Origin of the sequence: Rhodococcus sp. (in: high G+C Gram-positive bacteria) (genome assembly GCF_049299235.1) — a bacterium.
GTDB lineage: Bacteria > Actinomycetota > Actinomycetes > Mycobacteriales > Mycobacteriaceae > Rhodococcus.
The window spans coordinates 1-18,343 of record NZ_JBAQXC010000083.1; the positions used below are offsets into that span (position 1 = coordinate 1).

Here is an 18,343-nt window from a genome sequence, read left to right on the forward strand (position 1 = left end):
ACCCACGATGGGGGCGAGTTCGTCGAACGGCACCCCGAACATGTCGTGCAGCACGAACGCGAGCCGTTCGGCCGGTGTCAGCGAGTCGAGCACCACCATCATCGCGATACCGATCGAATCGGACAGCAGTGCTTCGTCTTCGGGTGCGGGATCGGCGGAACCGGGGAGATCGCGGAGTGGTTCGTCGAAGTCCACCTCGTTGCGCGTGGTGCGTGAGCGCAGCATGTCCAGGCACACTCGGCTCGTTACCGTCGTCAGCCAGCCGCTCAGGTTCTCGATCGAGCTCGCGTCGGACCGGCTCAGACGTAGCCACGCCTCCTGCACAGCGTCCTCCGCTTCGGCGGCGGAGCCGAGCATGCGGAATCCGACTGCGCGCAACCGGTCACGATGGGCTTCGAACTGCGTCGCCAAAACTTCTTCGCTCACTGCTGTCACATTCTTCCGTCGGCATCCGTCGAAGGGGTGACGAACGAAAAGAACCGGATGTGACAGGAGAAGACGATGAAGGCACGGATGGCAAGCCCGGCGACGGTGCTCCCCGGCACGATGGACGCGGTGCTCGCGGTGAACAAGACCCTGGAGAACACCGGGCTACCTGTCGGGACGGTGCATCTGGTGCACCTGAGGGCAAGTCAGATCAACGGCTGCAGCTTCTGCGTCGAGATGCATTCGCGGGAGGCGCTCGACGACGGTGACAGCCCCGACCGGATCTTCGCCGTGTCGGCGTGGCGCGAATCGCGCCGGTTCACCGACGCAGAACGCGCGGCACTGGCGCTGACCGAGGCGGCCACCCGCATCGCCGACCGCCCCAATGCCGTCTCCGACGAGGTATGGGACGCCGCGGCCGATCACTACGACGAAAGGCAACTCGCGGCGCTGACGATGCACATCGCCATGATCAACATGTGGAACCGGCTCAATGCGACCGTCCGACAGCCTGCGGGCGTGGCTCCCCGGGACTGAGATCGGCGTCGGGGCACGACAAACGCGCGGGACGAATGTATCCCTCGATCGATTGAATCGACCGAGGGATACATTCGCTCCGAAAATGCGCCGGAAACCGCGGCGTTACAGGCCGGGACGCTTGCCGACCGTCAAAGTGACCTCGCCGGTGCCTGCGAAGAAGTCGTTGCCCTTGTCGTCGACGACGATGAACGCGGGGAAGTCCTCGACCTCGATCTTCCAGACCGCTTCCATGCCGAGTTCCTGGTATTCGACGACCTCGACCTTCTTGATGCAGTCGAGGGCCAGCCGAGCCGCGGGGCCGCCGATGGAACCGAGGTAGAAGCCGCCGTGCGTGTTGCACGCGTCGGTGACCTGCGTGGACCTGTTGCCCTTCGCGAGCATCACCATCGACCCGCCGGCCGCCTGGAACTGCTCGACGTACGAGTCCATGCGGCCCGCGGTGGTCGGCCCGAACGAGCCGGACGCCAGACCCTCGGGGGTCTTGGCCGGGCCCGCGTAGTACACCGGGTGATCACGCAGGTATTGCGGCATCTCCTCACCGGCATCGCGGCGTTCCTTGATCTTGGCGTGCGCGATGTCGCGGGCCACGACCAGCGGGCCGGTCAGGGACAGGCGGGTTTTGACGGGGTGTTTGGACAGTTCGGCGAGGATCTCCGGCATCGGTCTCGTCAGGTCGATCTTGACGGCGGCGCCCTTGCCGGTGCCCGACACTCCTGCGGTCTCGGCGTCGAGTTCGGAATCGGTGATCTCCGGCAGGAAGCGGCCGGGGTTGAACTCGAGCTGCTCGAGGAACACGCCCTCGGCGGTGATCTTCGCCTTCGCCTGCCGGTCCGCCGAGCAGGACACTGCGATCGCCACCGGCAGTGACGCACCGTGGCGGGGGAGGCGGATCACGCGGACGTCGTGGCAGAAGTACTTGCCGCCGAATTGCGCGCCGATGCCGATCTTCTGGGTGAGTTCGAAGACCTTCTTCTCGAGTTCGTGGTCGCGGAAGCCGCGGCCGGTGATCGCACCCTCGGTCGGCAGTTCGTCCAGGTAGTGCGCGGACGCGTACTTCGCGGTCTTGACCGCGAACTCGGCGGAGGTGCCGCCGACGACGATCGCCAGGTGGTAGGGCGGGCACGCGGCTGTGCCGAGCGACCGGATCTTGGCCTCGAGGAACTGCATCATCGAGTCCGGGTTCAGGATGGCCTTCGTCTCCTGGTACAGGTACGACTTGTTGGCCGATCCGCCGCCCTTGGCCATGAACAGGAACTTGTAGGAGTTCTCGTGGCCCTTCGCGGTGTCCGCGTACAGCTCGATCTGTGCGGGCAGGTTGTTGCCGGTGTTCTTCTCCTCCCACATGGTGAGGGGAGCGTTCTGCGAGTAGCGCAGGTTGAGTTTCGTGTACGCGTCGTACACGCCACGCGCGATCGATTTCTCGTCGTCGCCGGGGGTGAGTACCTGCTGGCCGCGCTTGCCCATGACGATCGCGGTGCCGGTGTCCTGGCACATCGGCAGCACGCCTGCCGCGGCGATGTTCGCGTTCTTCAGGAGGTCCAGGGCCACGAACTTGTCGTTGTTCGACGCTTCCGGGTCGTCGAGGATGCTCGCGAGCTGCTTCAGGTGATCCGCGCGCAGATAGTGCGAAATGTCGTGCAGTGCGGTCTCGGTGAGCAGGCGAAGGGCCTCGGGTTCGACCTTCAGGAAGGTGCGGCCGTCGGGTCCGTCGACGGTGGACACCCCGTCGTTGGTCAGCAGCCGATACTCGGTGGGGTCTTCCCCGATCGGCAGCAGGTCCTCGTAGACGAAGTCGGCCATTGTGTCTCCTGGAGAGGGGCTGATGTCGGCTAACAGGCTAGTCCCGTCGGCGCAAGGTCTTGACAACGGGGCGTGTGACCCAGGCGCTCCACGCCGATGCGGTGATCTGCATCACCGAGTCTTTCGGGGCGCTGAATACCGGATGACGGCAGCGTGACGCGCATCATGCCGGACCGGAAACTCGATCCGTACACTCATAAGGATGCTGCTTGCGAACATGTCCGGCGGAGTCGCCGTCGGTCTCGGACGACTGCGCCGTGCCCACGCCTGGCTCGACGTACTCGTTGTCGTGGCCGTCCTCGTCGCCACCAATATGGTCGCCCACTTCACGACGGTATGGGCATCCATCGCGACTGTGCCCATCGCGGCACTCGTGCTCGTCGCGATGATGCGGCACCGCGGGATGCGGTGGTCGGAGCTGGGACTGTCGCCGCGGCACTGGAAGCGCGGCACGCTCTACTCCGTCGGAGCCGTCGGCATCGTCCTCGCTGTCGTCGCCATCGGGATCGCCCTGCCGTTCACCCGCCAGTTCTTCCTGTCCGAGCGGTACGCCACGATCTCCGGAGCTCTCGTCGCGTCGATGATCGTGATTCCACTGCAAACCGTGATCCCCGAAGAGCTCGCGTTCCGCGGGGTTCTACACGGGGCGCTCGAACGCGCGTGGGGTGCTCGCGGTGTCTTCGCCGCCGGATCGTTGCTGTTCGGTCTGTGGCACATCGCGTCGTCGTTCGGCCTGACCTCCGGAAACGCCGGCCTGACCGCGGTCCTCGGTGGTGGCATCTGGGGTCAAATCCTCGGTATCACCGGTGCGGTGGTCGCGACCGCAGCCGCCGGATTCGTCTTCACGTGGCTGCGGCGGCGCAGCGGCAGCATCCTGGCGCCCATCGCGCTGCACTGGTCGCTCAACGGTGCAGGCGCACTCGCGGCCGCCCTGGTATGGCACGTGACGGTCGCCTGAGGGCTCGTCGCGGACGCAAGCCCGCAGTGGCCGCACAGGTGTGAGTCAGTCTTCCGGGTTCTCCACCCAATGCCCGTACGGCGGCGGTCCCTCACTCTGCAGTTGCACCCCGAACACGTGCGAGTGCTTCCACACGTAGCCGTGCAGCACATGTTCCTCGGAAGTTGTCGTGTTCACGACGACGATGTCGCCGCTCGTGCGTTCCTCGAGGACGAAGCCGTTGTCGCGGCTGTCCAGAACCCACCATTTCGCAGTGCTCATGATCGGTGCCCTCCGGATCCGGTTCACGATGAGGTGGCTCGACGCTACCGCGCAGCGCCACCGCGCGAACCGGGTTCGGCCGGTTCACCTGCCGAGCAACAGACGGGAGGTCGCGTCATCGGCGGGATAGAACGCCTCGATCGCCAATTCCGACACCGTGACATCGAGTGGCGTTCCGAACAGTGTGGTCGTGCTGAGCAGTGACAGTTCGTCGCCGCCGGCCCGCAGCCGCAGCGGAACAACAAGCGTCGCGGCGCTGTCGTCACGGCTGGTACTGCCGTCGTATCCGGCGTGCGGGTAGCCCTCGAGTTCGTCGAGCAGGCGCATCAGTTCGGGATCGGCGGTGGCCGCGATCTGGTGTCGCAGTCGGGCCAGGAGGTGGCTCCTCCACTGCGGGAGATTGATGATCCGCGGTGCCAGACCACCCGGATGCAGTGTCAAACGCAGCACGTTCACCGGCGGTTCGAGCAGCGCGGGCGCGCAGTCGGTGACGAATGCGGCGATGGCGTCGTTCGCGTCGATCATCGTCCAGTGCCGGTCCACGATCAGCGCGGGAAACGGCATGTGCGAGGTCAGGATCCGGCCGATGGCCTCGGACACCACGGCCATCGGCACATCGCCGAACCGATGTTCCGGATATGCCGGTGCCAGACCGGCAGACAGGAGCAGCGCGTTGCGTTCACGCAGCGGGAGGTCGAGATGCTCGCTGAGGTCGAGCAACAGCCGGCGCGACGGATTCGACCGTCCGGTCTCGACGAAACTGAGGTGTCGTGCCGACACGCCCGCGAGATTCGCCAGGGCGAGTTGACTGAGCCCGCGGCGTTCGCGCCAGCGCCGTAGCAGGATACCGGCCGATTCGCGCTGCACCGTCGTCATGGGATCGACGCTAGGGCAGCGGTGGAGCCGCCGCCATTACCTCAGTGGTAATCGGTTCCGGCAGGCCGGATCGACCCGTCTTTCGGGTGCGCGAGGGATTCAGCGTCCGTAGCGTTCCAGCCAGATCCTGGCGTCCTCGGGCAGGTTGCCCGCATCCTGTGCCGCGCGGCACCAGCCTTTGGCCATACGCAGGAAGTTCATCGGGTTGTAGGCGTCTTCCTCGTAGCGCCACAAGCCGTCGCCGCCGTAGTGCAGGATCGTGATGTTCGCTGCTGCATGGTGCGAACCGTCGCCCGGATCCTCCATCGGGTTGTCGATCTCGGCGATCACCCAGCCGCGGTCGGCATCGACGACGGACCAGTTTGCGGGGAACGCGGTCATCCGGTTACCGGGGAACGCCCCCATCGTGCGAACCACCCACTCGTGGATCGCGGCGCGGCCCTCGAACCGGCCGTAGGCGTGTTCGTAGTAGGCGGCATCCTCGGTGAATCGGTTCGCGAACAGGCCCCAGTCGCCGGTCCGCTGCGCGTCGGTGGACGCCTGCTGATACAGCGCGAACGCATCCTCGAGTTCGCTGTGACTCCACCCCATCGCGCGTTTCCTTCCACAGTCGATACGCCGACGACCCGGCGTGGCCTGCGTCACTATCGCACGGCTGGTCCGGTTCCGTCGTTTCCCTCCCGGGTGGTGGGAGTGCCGAGGTTCGGCTGCCGCAGAAACAATCCGCTAGGGTGGGTCCGACGTGCAGGATCGAGAGCGGTGCGGAGTCGATCCGCACGCGATTGGGGAAGGTGTGCAGCGCCGGAACGTGGTCGGAGCCTCCGCTGGACGCTCGGTCGGTGACGAGGTCGCGTTGCCGCCGTACACGGATCTGCTGTGGCCTACCGTGCAGGCGGTCATCGCGCTCGGTGGGTCCGGCGTCATCGAGGACATCGACGCCGAGGTGCTCGGTCGCGCAGGCCTGCCCGAGACGGTAGGCGCCGTGCTCCACGGTGACGGCCCCGGCACCGAGATCGAATATCGGGTGGCGTGGGCGCGCACATACCTCAAAGGCATGGGTCTGTTGTCGAACACGCGGCGCGGGGTGTGGAGCGTGACCGACCGGGGGCGGGCGGTGCGTGAATCCGAGATCAAGCCCATGCAGGTGGCGTACACCGCGGAGAAGCGCCGCAAGCGACTGGTCCGTGCCGCGTCGTCGGGTGCTCAGATTGTGCCGCTGGTGGCCGCACCCGACGATCCCGAACTCTGGCGCGAACCGATTCTGTCCGCGGTCACGGAACTACCCGCCGACGGCTTCGCCCGGATGGTCGCCTCGGTCCTGCGCGCGGCCGGATTCACCAGCGTGACGATTCCCGCGCCCGGCTCGGTGCCGGACAGCGAACCGGACGACACCGACGCCGCCGTCGAGGGCGCCGGGGTGCTTCGGGTTTCGCTGCTCAGCTTCTCGGTCTTCTTCCGGTTCGTGCGCGGCCCCGAGCGGGCAGGAGCGGACGTCGTCCGGGAGTTCCGTGCCGCGATGGTCGGCCGGGGTGACAAGGGCCTACTGGTCTCCACCGGCTCGTTCACGGACGACGCACGCGCCGAAGCGCACCGGCACGGTGCCCCACCGATCGACTTGATCGACGGCGTAGGCCTGTGCGACCTGCTCAAGGAGCATGGGCTCGGCGTGCGCACCACGGTGCGCACGGTCGAGGACGTCTCGCTGGTGCCGGCGTACTTTGCGGACCTCGCAGGTCGCTGACGTCGCGTCGGTGTGAGCCCGAGGATTGCCGTGTGGCCCCTGTGACAGTTGGGGATGTGGTGCAATACCGGGTGATGCCATCGAAGCCGAACCGGTCCAAGTGAGGTGTGATGAGTCTTTCGCGTCGGAAACTGTTGCGGTACGCGGCGATCGGGTCGGGGGCGGTGTGGCTTTCGGCCGTGGCTGCACCGGGCGTCGCCCAGGGGAGGGAAGTCCTCGGCACCATCGTCGACTATTCGGCGGATGTTCCGTCCCCACAATCGATTCGTGCAGCAGGGCATATCGGAGCGATCCGCTATGTGTCGGATCGGCGGCCCGGAGCCGAGTGGATGCTTGCCAAACCCCTCACCGAATCCGAGGCGACGGACCTGACCGCCGGCGGGCTGGAGGTGGTGTCCTGCTATCAGTTCGGCAAGGCCGAAACCGCCGACTGGCGTGGCGGTTTCGATGCCGGCGTGAAGCACGCGACTCGCGGCCTGGAGTTGCACAGGGCGGCCGGCGGACCCGACGACCGTCCGATCTACGCGTCGATCGACGACAACCCGACGCCGGTGGATTTCGCGACGATGATTGCGCCCTATCTACTCGGCTGGCAGTCGGTGGCGGGCAGGGCGAACACCGGAATATACGCGAACTCCCCGACGATCGACCTCGCGGTCGCGGCACAACTGGGCACGTTCTATTGGCAGCACGACTGGGGCACCCCGAAGGGATACGTGCATCCGCTGGCGAATCTGCACCAACTTCCGGGGCAGAAGGACGCGATCGACGGAATCGGAATCGACGTCAACCATGTGCTCACCGCGGACTACGGGCAGTGGTCTCTCACAGCCGGATAGACGTTTCGGCCGTCAACTCTGGCAATGATGCGCCGGATCGGCCTCGGGCACGCTGACCCTGAGCGCAGGATGTTCGGATTCGGGTGCGCTGTGGGTGCCGCGCCACGCCAGCAACGACCATCGCGACAGTCCGGACAACGCGGAGCCGAGGCTGCCGAACGACAACGACGACAGGGCGGATCCCGCGGAGCCGATCGACCCGATGGACAAGATCGAACCGACGCTGCCGATGGACAGGATCGAATAGGCGGACCCGATGGACAGGACAGAGCCCTCGGAGCGGATCGACAGAATCGATCGGTGTGACGCGGCCGAACGGCGTGCGTCGGTGCCGACGCGACTTCGGAAGCTGTGACCCACGGCTCCTTGTCTACCACGTCGCGAGGGCGGTCGGGAACGGTACGTCGACGCCGAGACCGCCGGGGCGTATGCCACGGCGGTCTCGGTCGAAGGTGCGTTGCGCGTCAGCGCACCGGGATCAGACCGATGGTCGGCAGGAAGGTGCACGAGCGCGCATCCTCGTCAGGCTTCTGGGTGGTGATACCACCCGAGATCACGGCGACGACGTTGCCCGATCCGGTGTCGGCGATCGTGCTGAGCGTGGCCGGTCCGTCCGGGTTGATCTTTGCCTCGCCGGTGAGCGGCTGGGTGCCGGTCCGGCCGTTGGAGACGTTGATCCAGCTCACCGTGAGCGGGGTCTCCTGTGTCGCGGCGAGCGGAGCGGTTCCCAGTGCCGTGAACACGAAACCGGTCTGGCCGACAGCCGGTCCGGGAGGCGGCAGATGCGACGGACCGGCAACCGCCAGTGCCGTGCCGACCGAGTCGGCGGTGTCGCCGACGCAACCCTTGCCGAGGGTCGGGTACAGGAACTGCGTGATCATCACGGTGTTCGGATCCGGGATGTCGGGGCCGCCGCCGCCGCTGCCGTCGAGGAACGTGATGACCCGACTCAGCGTCGCCTTGACGGAGTCGGGCAGCTGCGAGTTCGCGAGCAGATCCTTGGCCTGTGCGAGGAGGTCGTTCTTGCCGTCGTCGGCGATATCGGAGGGGCCTGCGGCGGCGCCGATGATGGCCGGCGCGAGAGACGCGAGCGTCTCGATCTCCGCGGGGTTCGCGACCTGGTTCGTGAGCAGGTCGGTCAGTGTCTCGATGGACAGGTCTGCGGGCACCGCGAAGGGCAGTGCGTCCGTGATCTGGGCCAGTTCGGGAATGGCCGGGGCCGGTGGAAGCGGTTGCGCGACCGCGTGCGTGGGCACGATCAGTCCCGCGGTGGCGGCGAGTGCGCACGTAATGAGCGCCCGTCGCATTCCTCGAGTACGAAGCACTGTTCCCCATCCTTGTCGTTGACGCCCCCGACGGTCTTGCGGGACCACCGCGAGCTTACGGCTCGAGGAGACACTCTATGTAGGCCCCCCGTTCGGTACAAGCCACCGCGCTTGATTTGCGCCGACGGCAGGACCTGCGGGGAGTGTATCCACAGTGCCTTCCGAATGGTGATATCCGGTAGACCGTAACCCGCACCAAGCGTTACAGCTGGGGTTGGAGATAAAATTGTTACTCCTGGGACCAGCGTTTTCGGGCCCCTCCAGCAAGCCGATAGTCTGTATCCCCGGTCCTCGGGTGAGCCAGGGCCCCTCGGATGCACCGGGCCACCCCGGTCGCGCTCGGGTCGACGACGACGGGAGGCCGCGCCGCAGTGCCACGACCTGGCCGGACCATGCGCATTCCGCATTCGCAGCGCTTGTGGTGGTGCGCGGCACTGCTGCTGGTGTCCGTCGGCGCCCGCCTGTCGTGGGGCTTCCTCACCCCCAACGGCCTGAACTTCGTCGATCTGCACGTCTACGTCGACGGCGCAGCGAGCCTCCTCCACGGCAACCTCTACGACTTCACCTATTCGCAGGACACCCCCGACTTCCCGCTGCCGTTCACCTACCCGCCCTTCGCGGCGATGGTGTTCTTCCCCCTGCACTACCTGCCGTTCGGAGTCGTCGGCCTCGCGTGGCAATTACTCACCGTGGTCGCGCTCTACGGCATCGTCCGGATCGCGCTCGAACTACTCGTCGGAACCGAAGCCCGCAACACCCGGTGGACCTGCGTCGCCCTGGCCTGGACCGCGATCGGCGTGTGGACCGAACCGGTCCGGATGACCCTCGACTACGGGCAGGTCAACGTCTTCCTCGTGCTCGGGATCATGGTCGCCGCCCGCAGCGGTCGCTGGTGGGTCTCCGGCGGTCTCGTCGGAATTCTGGCAGGCATCAAACTGACCCCTGCGATTGCGGGACTGTACTTCCTCGCCCGCCGCCGCTGGTCCGCTGCTGCCTTCTCCGCGGTCGTGTTCTTCGCGACCGTCGCACTCAGCGTTCTGGTCCTCGGCGAACAGGCCAGGATGTACTTCACGACGCTCTTCGGTGACGCGGACCGGATCGGCCCCGTCGGATCGGTGTGGAACCAGTCGCTGCGCGGGGCACTGAGTCGAATCGTCGGCCACGACGTCGGCACCGGTCCGCTGTGGCTGATCGCCGTCACCCTGTCCGCCGCGTTGGCCTACGCCGCATGGCGGGCACTCGGCCCCGACGACCGCCTCGGCACCCTCGTCGTCGTCCAACTGTTCGGGCTGCTCATCTCCCCGATTTCCTGGGCCCACCACTGGGTGTGGGTCGTCCCGATGCTGGTGTGGCTCGTGTACGGACCCCTTGCGCAGCGCCGCGGAACCCGCGTCATCGCCGCATGCTGGACGATCACCACGCTCGTCGGGGTGCCCTGGCTGCTCGGCTCCGCACAAGATTCCATCTGGGACATCTCCCGGCCTGCCGTCCTGTCGTGGCTCGGCGCCGTGAACGTCATCGGAGTCCTCGCGGTCTACGCATGGATCATCCACGCCGGACGCACACCACCCGCGGAACCGGTCAGTGCCCTGCCAGCGAATCGATCCGGTGGGCGAGCGCCGGATCCGACGCCGTGATCCCACCCGCCGAATGCGTCGACAGCGAGTAGGTCACCTTCCGCCACCGGATGTCGATGTCGGGATGATGATTCGCCTCCTCGGCGACGTCGGCCACGCGGGAGACCAGCACGATCGCCTCCGGGAACGTCGCCGATTCGATGGTCCGGACCAGGGAATCGCCCACCCGGGACCAGCCCGGCAGTCCGGCGAGGGCAGTGTCGATCTCGATATCGGAGAGCAGTTCGGCCATAACCGATTCTGGGACGATGCAACACGTGACCGCAACGATGAGGAGCAAGGCGATGACCGACAAGCCGAGGGAAGTGGTGGCGGCCGCTCTGTTCCGCGACGGGCGGCTGCTGCTCGCGCAACGCACCCGGCCCGCCGAACTCGCCGGACTGTGGGAGCTTCCCGGCGGCAAGGTGGAACCCGGCGAAACCGTCGAAGAGGCACTGCGCCGCGAACTACGCGAGGAACTCGGCGTCGACGTCTCCGGCGGCGAACGAATCGGGGCGGCAGTACCCCTGCCGGACGGCCGGACACTGTGCGCCTATCGCGTGGAACTGGTTGCGGGAACCCCCGCGCCGCTCGAGCATTCCGCGTTGAGATGGGTCGACGCGGTCCAGCTGGCGACCGTGCCGCTGGTGCCGAACGATCAGGAATGGGTATCCGACCTGCAGGAACATCTCCTACGAACGAGCTAGAACCCACGACGGGCCGACCACCGGCGCGCTCAGGCCGCGCGGGCTGTTTCTGCGCTCAGGCCGCGCGGGCCTTCTCGAGCCGCTTCTTCAGCTCCTTCTTGCTGAGGTCCTCGTGCTCGATCTTCTTCATCCGCATGACCACCACCGGGCACTTGATACACCGGGTCTTCTTGCGGCAGCACTTCTTCTTCGGCGTGAGACCCGCGACCTTGCCCGCCTTGACCTTGCCCATTTGCGTCCCACCTGCGCCTTCCACGGACGTGTTCGCGGTCACCACGACCGTGGAAGGCAGGTTAGCATTCCCTTATTCACCGCATCCGTGTGTCTTTGTGGCCCCTCCAGGGGCCACAAAGACACACGGATGGGACGTGGTGCATATCACGTTCGGGTGGACCGAGCTGGGGTGATGCTGTTTCGTCGGCGCAGGCACTGCCTCGCGGCCTGTAAGATATACGAGGCCGCAGTGCCTGCACGGACCGTTTCCGGTCGCGTCGGGCGACTCGCATTCGCGTCGCGGCCACCGATACGAAACGCCGTACGGGCGAGGTGCCAACCGGGTCCAGTGCCGTGTGGCCGGACTACAGCCAGGAGAGCCATCGCGTGAGCACCGCTGATTTTCGGAACGTCGCCATCGTCGCACACGTCGACCACGGAAAGACCACCCTCGTCGACGCCATGCTGCGCCAGTCGGGCGCCTTCGCCGAACGTGCGGAACTCGTCGACCGGGTCATGGATTCCGGCGACCTCGAGCGCGAGAAGGGCATCACCATCCTCGCGAAGAACACCGCCGTGCACCGTCACCACCAGGATGGTTCGGTGACGGTCATCAACGTCATCGACACTCCCGGCCACGCCGACTTCGGCGGTGAGGTCGAGCGCGGACTGTCGATGGTCGACGGCGTCGTGCTCCTCGTCGACTCCTCCGAGGGCCCGCTGCCGCAGACCCGCTTCGTGCTGCGCAAGGCGCTCGCGGCGTCGCTGCCGGTGATCCTCGTCGTCAACAAGACCGACCGCCCCGACGCGCGTATCGCCGAGGTCGTGGAAGAAAGCCAGACGCTGCTGCTCGACCTCGCTTCCGACCTCGACGACGAGGCCGCCGAAGCAGCAGAGCTCGCCCTCGAGTTGCCCGTCCTCTACGCCTCCGGCCGCGAAGGCAAGGCCAGCCGGAAGCAGCCCGAGAACGGTCAGGTTCCCGATGCGGAGAACCTCGACGAGCTGTTCGAGGTCCTGCTCGAGTGCATTCCCGCACCGAAGGGCAACCCCGACGCCCCGCTCCAGGCGCATGTCACCAACCTCGACGCCTCCGAATTCCTCGGTCGCCTCGCGTTGCTGCGCGTCCACAACGGCAAGCTCCGCAAGGGCGACACCGTCGCCTGGATGCACGCCGAGGGCGTCAAGAACGTCAAGATCACCGAGCTTCTCAAGACCGTCGGCGTCGACCGGCAGCCCGGTGAGGAAGCCGTCGCCGGCGACATCGTCGCCGTCGCGGGCATCCCCGACATCATGATCGGCGACACCCTCGCCGACATCGAGAACGCGGTCGCGCTGCCGACCATCACCGTCGACGAGCCGGCCATCTCGATGGTCATCGGCACCAACACGTCGCCGCTCGTCGGCCGGGTGAAGGGACACAAGCTCACCGCCCGCATGGTGAAGACGCGTCTCGATTCCGAGCTTGTCGGCAACGTGTCGCTGCGGGTGCTCGACATCGGCCGCCCGGACGCGTGGGAGGTTCAGGGGCGCGGCGAACTCGCCCTCGCCATCCTGGTCGAGCAGATGCGCCGTGAAGGCTTCGAGCTGACCGTCGGCAAGCCCCAGGTGGTCACCCGGACCGTCGACGGCAAGCTGCACGAGCCCTACGAGGAGCTGACGATCGACAGTCCCGAGGAGCATCTCGGCGCGATCACGCAGCTCCTCGCGAACCGCAAGGGCAAGATGGTCCAGATGATCAACCACGGCACCGGATGGGTCCGTATGGAGTTCATCATCCCGTCGCGTGGCCTGATCGGCTTCCGCACCGACTTCCTCACCGAGACCCGGGGCACCGGCATCTCCAACGCCATCTTCCACGGCTACGCACCGTGGGCCGGTGAGATCCGGGCCCGCCACACCGGTTCGCTCGTCTCCGACCGCGCCGGCTCGGTCACCCCGTTCGCGATGATCCAGCTCGCGGACCGTGGCACCTTCTTCGTCGATCCGGGCGCCGACACCTACGAGGGTCACGTCGTCGGCATCAACCCGCGCGCCGAGGACCTCGACATCAACGTCACCCGCGAGAAGAAGCTCACGAACATGCGTTCGTCGACCGCCGACGTCATGGAGACTCTCGCCAAGCCGATCGAGCTCACCCTCGAGGCTGCTCTCGAGTTCTGTGCCGTCGACGAGTGCGTCGAGGTGACACCGGAGAATGTGCGCGTGCGCAAGTTGCATCTGGCCGCGACCGACCGTGCACGCGCGCGTTCGCGCGAGAAGGCCCGGAACAAGTAGAGATCTGCACAAGTAAAACCTGCACAAGTAGAAGCCTGCGTGGTGTGGCCCGGATCGGGTCGCACCACGCGGGGCCGTTTCCGACGGAGGGAAGCTCGGTTGTTGCGTTCGCGCGTCCGGAGACGGCACTGGGTTCCGATCATGGCCGGCATCACAGTGCTGGCCACAGGACTGTCCGGTTGCACCGCCGATCCGCCACCGCCGATCGAGCAGACCGAGCCGACCTCGACGCCGCCGCCCGCACCGCAGCGCAACACCGTCGTCGTCGCGATCGACGACATCGGTGCCGGGTTCAACCCGCATCTGCTCGCGGATCAGTCGCCGGTCGGTAACGCCGTGGCCCAGTTGGTGCTGCCGAGCGCGTTCCGCGCCCTACCGAACCCCGAGAATCCGGCGCTGGTGGATCGGGTCCCGGACGAGTCGGTGCTCGTGTCGGCCGACGTCACCTCCCAGAATCCGTTCACGGTCACCTACCAACTGCGCACCGACGCTCAGTGGTCGGACAGCGCACCCATCGCCGCCGAGGACTTCCGCTATCTGTGGCAGCAGATGATCACCCAACCGGGGGTGGTCGATCCGTCCGGGTACCGGCTGATCGAGGACGTCGCCTCGTCCGGTGGCGGCAAGACCGTCACGGTGACCCTGCGTGAACCGTATCCGGCGTGGCGTGAACTGTTCACCGACCTGCTGCCTGCACATCTGGTGAAGGACACACCCGGTGGTTTCGCGACGGGGCTGGCCGAGTCGATCCCGGTGTCCGGCGGTCGATTCTCCGTCGACTCGGTGGACCGGGGGCGCGGTGAAATCCTGCTCGAGCGCAACGACAGATTCTGGGGGCTGCCCGCACGGCCCGACGAGATCCTCATGCGCCGCGGCGGCACCGATTCACAACTGGCCGATTCGATGCGCACCGGCGACGTGCAGGTCGCGCAGACGCACGGCGGGTCGGCGCTGCTCGCTCAGCTCGGTGCGGTTCCCGGGGTCCGGGTCGGCACGCAGTTGCAGCCGCGCACTCTCGAGCTCACGCTGAACGCACGCACTGCCGAGTTCGCCGATCCGCGTGTACGTCGCGGTGTGCTGGGTTTGCTCGACCCGGACCTGCTTGCCACGGTCGCCGCGGGAACGGAGTCTGCGGTCGTTCCCGCGCGAGCCCAGGTGTTCGCCCCGTCGGACCCCGGTTACGTGCCGACGATGCCGCCGCGGCCGACACGGGAACAGTCCCTCGGTCTGCTCGCCGAGTCCGGGTACCTGCCTGCGCCGCCGTCGGCCCCGGCCGACGTCCAGGAGGAAACGCCCGACCCCGCTGTGACCCCCACTGCGGTGACCCCCACTGCGGTGACCCCCACTGCGGTGACCCCCGAACCGGCACCCGAAACAGAAACCGAAGGTGTGCTCGCCCGAGACGGAATGCCGTTGGACCTGGTGATCGGCGTCGTCGAGAATGCCGGTGTTCCCCTCGCGGTCGCGCGGACCACCGCCGACGTCCTGCGCGGCGCCGGGATTCGCGCGACTGTCACCGCATTACCGGCCGACGAACTGTACGGTGACGCTCTCGTCGAGGGCCGAGTGCATGCCGTCGTCGGCTGGATGCGTGCAGGGAACGATCCGGCGACTGCTGCGCTGTCCCGCTTCGGCTGTCTTCCGATCCCGCCTGCGCAAGGGGCGAGGGAACCCGACGTTGCCGGTGAGCCGGCGCCCGATCCCACTGCACCGACCGACTCGGCACCGACCGACTCGGCACCGACCGACTCCACACCGGAGCAACCAGCGGACGATATCGCGCGAGCACTGCTCGAGGCGCCCAGCAACCTGAGTGCGGTGTGCGATCCGACGTTGGCCGCGGACCTCGACGCCGCGGTACGCGGTGTCGGCGACGTGCACGAGACCTTGATGAACGCCCAGCCGAAGCTGTGGGACCTCGCCGTGAATCTCCCGATCGTGCAGGACCGCACGGCGGTCGCGGCCGGCCCCGAAATCGAGGGCGTGTCGCTGGCAGGTGCGGTGCCCGCGGGTGTCGTCGCCGACGCTCACAACTGGTGGAGGACGACACCGTGACCGACCCCGCTCGCCGGCTGCTGCTCGTGCATGCCCATCCCGACGACGAAACGATCACCACCGGCGGAGTCATCGCCCGCTACGTGGCGGACGGCGCCGAAGTCGCCGTCGTGACCTGCACGCTCGGAGAGGAGGGCGAGGTCATCGGCGACGACTGGGCGCAACTCGCCGCCGATCGTGCCGATCAGCTCGGCGGCTACCGCATTCTGGAACTGACCCGCGCGCTGACCGTGCTCGGTGTCGCCGCCCCCCGCTTCCTCGGCGGTGCCGGACGCTGGCGGGACTCCGGCATGGCAGGCACCCCGTCGGCCCGGAATCCGCGGGCCTGGGTCAACGCGGACCTCGACGACGCAGTCGCCGCTCTCGTCGCCGTCGTCCGGGAACTCCGTCCCCATGTCGTCGTCACGTACGACCCGGTCGGCGGTTACGGTCACCCCGATCACATCGCGGTGCACGAACGGGTGACCGCCGCGGTCGACGCGGCTGCCACCGGTGCATACCCGGGTACGGGGGAGCCGTGGGTGACCCCAAAGCTCTACTGGACCGTCACTGAAGAGAGTGCACTGCGGGACGGGCTCGGCGCGCTCGGTGCCGTTCCCGAGCACTGGCGGATCCCCGACGCGGAGGAACTTCCGAGTGTTCCCGATCGTCAGGTCACGACCGCGGTGGACGTCGGTGCGGTGCTCGACGCGAAGCGGAACGCCCTGGCCGCGCACGCGACCCAGGTGATCGTCGCGCCCGGCGGCACAGCGTTCGCATTGTCGAATCTGATCGCGCAGCCGATTCTTGCCGAGGAACACTTCGTACTCGCGCGGGGCGCCCTCGGTGACGTCGACGATCGCGGCCGGGAACGTGACCTCTTCGCCGGCCTGCCGTAGTGTGACCGCAGTCACCGTCACTGTATTCGGTGGCCTGAACAGGGGAGACAAGGATGTATGACTGGTCCGTCCAGAACCAGATCGTCGCGCTCGTGGATTCGTTGCGGCCCTACGCCGATCAGATCAATGCCGGTTACTACCACGCGTTGTACGGGTTCGCGGACCAGCAGAGTCACCTGCTGACGATGCTCGGCTACCCGCCGGTGCCCTGATCGTCCGGGGCCGCCGCCGATGCCCCCGATGTGCGTCGCGGGGGGTTGTTGGCGCACTATCGACACCATGACGGTCGATTCCGCCACCTCGGCACCCGACGCATCCGATCCGGCCGGCACCGCCCCGCCCCGCACCGGGGTGGTGGCGTTGCTCGTCGTCGACGGGCTGATCTGTGCGGTGCTGTCCGTGCTGTTCCTCGGCCTGTACATCGGTTCGGTGCCGTTCCCGATCTCGATTCTGGCGGCCGCGATCGTGAATGTGCTGCTGGTGATGGCGATGCGCAGCGAGACCGCATCGCTGTCGAAAGCCACGTGGCCGCTCGTGGCGTGGGCCGTCGGGTTCGTATTGTGCCTGGCCGGTGGGCCCGGTGCCGATCAACTCGCGGTCGCGGATTGGCGGATCATGCTGCTGCCGATCGCGGCCCTCGGCCCGGCGGGGATGTACCTGTTCAGCGTGCGGATCAACGCGATCACGAACGCAGCCCGGCAGTCTCAGCCGCAGAAATGAGCACGTCGGTCAGCATCGCCGGGGTCAGCCGGCCGGTGAACGTGTTCTGCTGACTGACGTGATAGCACCCGTACAGGTGCAGCGGAGCGCGGTCCGGTGAGGCCCCCGGCAACTCGACGTGCGCGCCGTGCCCGAACCGCGGCCGAGGGCGCGGGATCGACCAGCCGGCATCCGAGAGCACTGGAAGCAGTGCCTGCCAGCCGAAACCGCCGAGCACGATCACCGAGCGCAGGGTGGGCGTCAGCAGGGCGAGTTCCCGGTCCAGCCAATGACGGCACGTGTCTCGCTCGACGGTGGTCGGCCGGTTCGCGGGCGGCGCGCAGTGCACCGGCGATGTGATCCGGGTGCCGTGCAGGACGAGTCCGTCGCCGGGGTGTGCCGCTGTCGGCTGCGATGCGAGCCCCGCCTCGTACATTGCGGCGTACAAGAAATCTCCGGACCGATCGCCGGTGAACATGCGGCCGGTGCGGTTGGCGCCGTGCGCTGCTGGAGCCAACCCCACGATGAGCAGCGCCGCGTCGGCCGGGCCGAACCCCGGTACCGGGCGACCCCAATACTCCTCGTTGCGGAATGCCGCGCGTTTCTCGCGCGCCACCTGCTCGCGCCACGCCACCAGGCGCGGGCAGGCCCGGCAGTGCACGAGCAGGCCGTCCATCTCGGCGAGGGTGCGCGGATTCTCGTCGGCGGGCCGGATCATCGCTGCCCGCCGATCCACACGTCGCCGGCGCCGGGTGTGACGGCCTCGACCAATGCCCACGCCTGGTCCACCGGCAGATCGAGGATCTCGTAGTGCCCGACACCGGCGGGCGTCGCGGCGACCACGGTCGCGACACCGGCGAGGCGCTGGAAGAACGTCTGCCGCACGGTCCACCCGATGATCCCGTCGGCTTCGAGGCACACCCGCTGCCGATCCAGCGATCCGCTGCGGGTGATCAACCAGCCGGGCCGGACGGCATGCCCGAGACTGCGGTATCGATCCCACGCCAGGACGGCCGCCACCGGGATCAGCAGTCCGGCTCCGATCCACACCGTCGAGGGTGGGGTGTGGCCCGTGGTCACCGCGGCGACGGCGGCGACGGTCAGCAGCGCGAGCACGGGCCCCACGGCCCTGGTG

General features: G+C 67.4%; 22 protein-coding genes. 11 read left to right on the plus strand and 11 right to left on the minus strand.

What is annotated here, in order from left to right; genetic code table 11:
- Positions 1-426, minus strand: a 426-nt coding sequence (locus WAX14_RS04560; protein ID WP_422626900.1) for a sigma-70 family RNA polymerase sigma factor, incomplete at its 3' end; no start/stop codon positions are given.
- A 75-nt stretch (positions 427-501) separates the two neighbouring features.
- Here WAX14_RS04560 and WAX14_RS04565 point away from each other — a divergent pair.
- Positions 502-963, plus strand: coding sequence for a carboxymuconolactone decarboxylase family protein (locus tag WAX14_RS04565; RefSeq protein WP_422626901.1), 462 nt, complete (start codon positions 502-504; stop codon positions 961-963).
- Between the two features lie 105 nt (positions 964-1,068).
- On the opposite strand, the gene WAX14_RS04570 is transcribed toward WAX14_RS04565, so the two are convergent.
- Positions 1,069-2,766 (minus strand): fumarate hydratase, encoded by a 1,698-nt coding sequence (locus WAX14_RS04570; protein WP_422626902.1) that lies wholly within the window; start codon positions 2,764-2,766, stop codon positions 1,069-1,071.
- A gap of 202 nt (positions 2,767-2,968) precedes the next feature.
- Here WAX14_RS04570 and WAX14_RS04575 point away from each other — a divergent pair, with 202 nt between their 5' ends.
- The gene (locus WAX14_RS04575) at positions 2,969-3,724 is read left to right on the plus strand and encodes a CPBP family intramembrane glutamic endopeptidase (protein WP_422626903.1); all 756 of its coding nucleotides are present in this window, start codon (positions 2,969-2,971) and stop codon (positions 3,722-3,724) included.
- A gap of 45 nt (positions 3,725-3,769) precedes the next feature.
- Here the strand turns inward: WAX14_RS04575 and WAX14_RS04580 are convergent, their stop codons facing one another.
- The 3 genes from WAX14_RS04580 to WAX14_RS04590 form a co-directional block, all read right to left on the minus strand.
- Positions 3,770-3,985, minus strand: coding sequence for a maltose regulon activator MalT (locus tag WAX14_RS04580; protein WP_422626904.1), 216 nt, complete (start codon positions 3,983-3,985; stop codon positions 3,770-3,772).
- A gap of 84 nt (positions 3,986-4,069) precedes the next feature.
- Complete coding sequence (locus tag WAX14_RS04585; protein ID WP_422626905.1) at positions 4,070-4,861, minus strand: helix-turn-helix domain-containing protein; 792 nt, start codon at positions 4,859-4,861, stop codon at positions 4,070-4,072.
- Positions 4,862-4,960: 99 nt separating this feature from the next.
- Complete coding sequence (locus WAX14_RS04590; RefSeq protein ID WP_422626906.1) at positions 4,961-5,452, minus strand: nuclear transport factor 2 family protein; 492 nt, start codon at positions 5,450-5,452, stop codon at positions 4,961-4,963.
- A gap of 202 nt (positions 5,453-5,654) precedes the next feature.
- On the opposite strand from WAX14_RS04590, the gene WAX14_RS04595 reads away from it, so the two are divergent.
- Together WAX14_RS04595 and WAX14_RS04600 are read left to right on the plus strand one after the other, a co-directional pair.
- Positions 5,655-6,602 (plus strand): winged helix-turn-helix domain-containing protein, encoded by a 948-nt coding sequence (locus tag WAX14_RS04595; protein WP_422626907.1) that lies wholly within the window; start codon positions 5,655-5,657, stop codon positions 6,600-6,602.
- Between the two features lie 110 nt (positions 6,603-6,712).
- The gene (locus WAX14_RS04600) at positions 6,713-7,441 is read left to right on the plus strand and encodes a DUF1906 domain-containing protein (RefSeq protein ID WP_422626908.1); all 729 of its coding nucleotides are present in this window, start codon (positions 6,713-6,715) and stop codon (positions 7,439-7,441) included.
- Positions 7,442-7,453: 12 nt separating this feature from the next.
- Here the strand turns inward: WAX14_RS04600 and WAX14_RS04605 are convergent, their stop codons facing one another.
- The gene (locus WAX14_RS04605; RefSeq protein WP_422626909.1) at positions 7,454-7,801 is read right to left on the minus strand and encodes a hypothetical protein; all 348 of its coding nucleotides are present in this window, start codon (positions 7,799-7,801) and stop codon (positions 7,454-7,456) included.
- Positions 7,802-7,905: 104 nt separating this feature from the next.
- The gene (locus WAX14_RS04610; protein ID WP_422626921.1) at positions 7,906-8,748 is read right to left on the minus strand and encodes a hypothetical protein; all 843 of its coding nucleotides are present in this window, start codon (positions 8,746-8,748) and stop codon (positions 7,906-7,908) included.
- Positions 8,749-9,158: 410 nt separating this feature from the next.
- Here WAX14_RS04610 and WAX14_RS04615 point away from each other — a divergent pair, with 410 nt between their 5' ends.
- Positions 9,159-10,403, plus strand: a complete 1,245-nt coding sequence (locus tag WAX14_RS04615) for a mannosyltransferase (protein ID WP_422626910.1) — start codon at positions 9,159-9,161, stop codon at positions 10,401-10,403.
- Here the strand turns inward: WAX14_RS04615 and WAX14_RS04620 are convergent.
- Positions 10,348-10,635 (minus strand): 4a-hydroxytetrahydrobiopterin dehydratase, encoded by a 288-nt coding sequence (locus WAX14_RS04620; RefSeq protein WP_422626911.1) that lies wholly within the window; start codon positions 10,633-10,635, stop codon positions 10,348-10,350. The two genes, WAX14_RS04615 and WAX14_RS04620, sit on opposite strands and share 56 nt — an antisense overlap.
- Before the next feature lie 52 nt (positions 10,636-10,687).
- Between WAX14_RS04620 and WAX14_RS04625 the strand changes: the two genes are divergently transcribed.
- Positions 10,688-11,089, plus strand: coding sequence for a (deoxy)nucleoside triphosphate pyrophosphohydrolase (locus WAX14_RS04625; RefSeq protein ID WP_422626912.1), 402 nt, complete (start codon positions 10,688-10,690; stop codon positions 11,087-11,089).
- Between the two features lie 55 nt (positions 11,090-11,144).
- Here the strand turns inward: WAX14_RS04625 and WAX14_RS04630 are convergent, their stop codons facing one another.
- On the minus strand, positions 11,145-11,321 hold the full coding sequence (locus WAX14_RS04630; RefSeq protein WP_422626913.1) for a hypothetical protein: 177 nt from the start codon (positions 11,319-11,321) through the stop codon (positions 11,145-11,147).
- Between the two features lie 368 nt (positions 11,322-11,689).
- On the opposite strand from WAX14_RS04630, the gene typA reads away from it, so the two are divergent.
- The 5 genes from typA to WAX14_RS04655 all read left to right on the plus strand — a co-directional run bounded on the left by typA (position 11,690) and on the right by WAX14_RS04655 (position 17,229).
- Entirely contained in the window at positions 11,690-13,576 is a 1,887-nt protein-coding gene (typA, locus tag WAX14_RS04635; RefSeq protein WP_422626914.1) for a translational GTPase TypA, read from the plus strand.
- A 141-nt stretch (positions 13,577-13,717) separates the two neighbouring features.
- On the plus strand, positions 13,718-15,631 hold the full coding sequence (locus WAX14_RS04640; RefSeq protein ID WP_422626915.1) for an ABC transporter family substrate-binding protein: 1,914 nt from the start codon (positions 13,718-13,720) through the stop codon (positions 15,629-15,631).
- Positions 15,628-16,509: an N-acetyl-1-D-myo-inositol-2-amino-2-deoxy-alpha-D-glucopyranoside deacetylase gene (gene mshB, locus WAX14_RS04645; RefSeq protein ID WP_422626916.1), complete on the plus strand. Its 882-nt coding sequence runs from the start codon at positions 15,628-15,630 to the stop codon at positions 16,507-16,509. The genes WAX14_RS04640 and mshB overlap by 4 nt, the downstream gene beginning before the upstream one ends.
- 53 nt (positions 16,510-16,562) lie before the next feature.
- Positions 16,563-16,721, plus strand: a complete 159-nt coding sequence (locus tag WAX14_RS04650) for a hypothetical protein (protein ID WP_422626917.1) — start codon at positions 16,563-16,565, stop codon at positions 16,719-16,721.
- Positions 16,722-16,788: 67 nt separating this feature from the next.
- Positions 16,789-17,229: a hypothetical protein gene (locus WAX14_RS04655; RefSeq protein WP_422626918.1), complete on the plus strand. Its 441-nt coding sequence runs from the start codon at positions 16,789-16,791 to the stop codon at positions 17,227-17,229.
- Here the strand turns inward: WAX14_RS04655 and WAX14_RS04660 are convergent.
- Entirely contained in the window at positions 17,192-17,926 is a 735-nt protein-coding gene (locus WAX14_RS04660) for a uracil-DNA glycosylase (protein ID WP_422626919.1), read from the minus strand. The two genes, WAX14_RS04655 and WAX14_RS04660, sit on opposite strands and share 38 nt — an antisense overlap.
- Positions 17,923-18,343 (minus strand): PH domain-containing protein (locus WAX14_RS04665; RefSeq protein WP_422626920.1); only part of this gene is annotated, 421 nt, incomplete at its 5' end. The genes WAX14_RS04665 and WAX14_RS04660, both read right to left, overlap by 4 nt.

Coding starts and splice junctions, on each gene's coding strand:
- WAX14_RS04630 (WP_422626913.1), bottom strand. CDS start 11,321: ATGGGCAAGGTCAAGGCGGGCAAGGTCGCGGGTCTCACGCCGAAGAAG.
- WAX14_RS04580 (WP_422626904.1), bottom strand. CDS start 3,985: ATGAGCACTGCGAAATGGTGGGTTCTGGACAGCCGCGACAACGGCTTC.
- WAX14_RS04575 (WP_422626903.1), top strand. CDS start 2,969: ATGCTGCTTGCGAACATGTCCGGCGGAGTCGCCGTCGGTCTCGGACGA.
- WAX14_RS04615 (WP_422626910.1), top strand. CDS start 9,159: ATGCGCATTCCGCATTCGCAGCGCTTGTGGTGGTGCGCGGCACTGCTG.
- WAX14_RS04600 (WP_422626908.1), top strand. CDS start 6,713: ATGAGTCTTTCGCGTCGGAAACTGTTGCGGTACGCGGCGATCGGGTCG.
- WAX14_RS04625 (WP_422626912.1), top strand. CDS start 10,688: ATGACCGACAAGCCGAGGGAAGTGGTGGCGGCCGCTCTGTTCCGCGAC.
- WAX14_RS04660 (WP_422626919.1), bottom strand. CDS start 17,926: ATGATCCGGCCCGCCGACGAGAATCCGCGCACCCTCGCCGAGATGGAC.
- WAX14_RS04610 (WP_422626921.1), bottom strand. CDS start 8,748: ATGCGACGGGCGCTCATTACGTGCGCACTCGCCGCCACCGCGGGACTG.
- WAX14_RS04640 (WP_422626915.1), top strand. CDS start 13,718: ATGGCCGGCATCACAGTGCTGGCCACAGGACTGTCCGGTTGCACCGCC.
- WAX14_RS04620 (WP_422626911.1), bottom strand. CDS start 10,635: ATGGCCGAACTGCTCTCCGATATCGAGATCGACACTGCCCTCGCCGGA.
- WAX14_RS04590 (WP_422626906.1), bottom strand. CDS start 5,452: ATGGGGTGGAGTCACAGCGAACTCGAGGATGCGTTCGCGCTGTATCAG.
- WAX14_RS04565 (WP_422626901.1), top strand. CDS start 502: ATGAAGGCACGGATGGCAAGCCCGGCGACGGTGCTCCCCGGCACGATG.
- WAX14_RS04655 (WP_422626918.1), top strand. CDS start 16,789: ATGACGGTCGATTCCGCCACCTCGGCACCCGACGCATCCGATCCGGCC.
- WAX14_RS04585 (WP_422626905.1), bottom strand. CDS start 4,861: ATGACGACGGTGCAGCGCGAATCGGCCGGTATCCTGCTACGGCGCTGG.
- WAX14_RS04570 (WP_422626902.1), bottom strand. CDS start 2,766: ATGGCCGACTTCGTCTACGAGGACCTGCTGCCGATCGGGGAAGACCCC.
- WAX14_RS04650 (WP_422626917.1), top strand. CDS start 16,563: ATGTATGACTGGTCCGTCCAGAACCAGATCGTCGCGCTCGTGGATTCG.